Source organism: Roseospira goensis (genome assembly GCF_014197795.1).
In the GTDB taxonomy this organism is placed as follows: Bacteria; Pseudomonadota; Alphaproteobacteria; order Rhodospirillales; family Rhodospirillaceae; genus Rhodospira; species Rhodospira goensis.
In genome coordinates, this window is sequence record NZ_JACIGI010000082.1 from 1 (window position 1) to 1,035 (window position 1,035).

Below are 1,035 nucleotides of genomic sequence, written 5' to 3' on the forward strand. Positions count from 1 at the left end.
CCCACCAACGCGGTCATGGTCTCCGTCGGCGTGACCGGCGCGCCGCCGCCGTCGCCCACCGCCATGTCGGTGAGCGCCACCGTGCCACCGGTCGCGAGCGCGTTGGCGAGCGCCGCCTGGCCGGCCAGGGTGAGGACCGTGAAGTAGTCGGCCATGGTCAGGCGGCCTCCGGCCAGACGGTGAGGCGGTCGGTCAGCGTCGCCGCGCCGCCGACGTGGGCCGGCCCGGCCACGGCGAGGTCGCGCGCCGCCCACGGCAGGACGGTGACGGTCTCGCCGGCCAGCGCGGCGCCGCCGGCATGGGCCGCGCCGGACACCCGGGCGACGGCACGCAGGCCGGCCAGGTGGCTGCGGACGTTCTTGGCCGCCAGGGCCACGCGCTCCACCTCGGCGTAGGTGGCCTCGGTGATGGCGCGGCCCGTGACCGCCACCTCGACGCGGAAGGTGTAGGGATCGCCGGAGGGCGCGGTCTGGAACCACTCGATCACGCGGGCGTCGAAGCCGGCGGCGGCCAGGGCGCGGCGGACGGCGCCGACGGTGCCCTTGACGGAATGCACCGCGTAGCTGTCGGCGATCACGCGGCGGCGCGTCGCCTCTGGCCAGGCGTCGTCCCAGACGTCCACGCTGCACGCCCAGGCCAGCCACGGCAGCAGATCGACGGGGCAGCGCCAGGGGTCCCACAGCCCGAGCATGGGTGCGAACGCCACCGCCTGGACGCGCGTGCCGGAGGCGATATCGGCGGCGCGTTCCAGGTCGGTGGCGTTGGGCGGCAGCAGGCCGGAGACGTCACCGGTCAGGTCGTCAGACATCGCGGCCTCCCAGGGTGACGGTGATGCCGGTGCAGTGGGCGGCGGCATCGGCCGCCACGACGATGTCGGCGGTCGGGCTGGTCAGGTCCACGCGCTGCACCCCGTCGCGGTGCAGGGCCGCGATCAGGGCGGAGCGCGATACGTCATGCCCCAGGGCATGCAGGCGGGCGACGGTCTCCGCCACCGCCGCCTCGGCGGCGGACAGCACCGGGGCACTGGCCGGGCCG

Annotated in this window: 3 protein-coding genes; all 3 read right to left on the reverse strand. The window is 76.2% G+C overall.

Translation table 11 applies throughout. The features are described from left to right. The coding region (locus GGD88_RS19475) for a phage tail-collar fiber domain-containing protein (protein ID WP_184438258.1) at positions 1 to 155 on the reverse strand (155 nt) is incomplete at its 3' end. Positions 156 to 157: 2 nt separating this feature from the next. Then, positions 158 to 808, reverse strand: coding sequence for a phage tail protein I (locus tag GGD88_RS18440; protein ID WP_184438261.1), 651 nt, complete (start codon positions 806 to 808; stop codon positions 158 to 160). Next, a partial coding sequence (locus GGD88_RS18445) for a hypothetical protein (RefSeq protein WP_343056421.1) occupies positions 801 to 1,035 on the reverse strand: 235 nt, incomplete at its 5' end. The genes GGD88_RS18440 and GGD88_RS18445, both read right to left, overlap by 8 nt.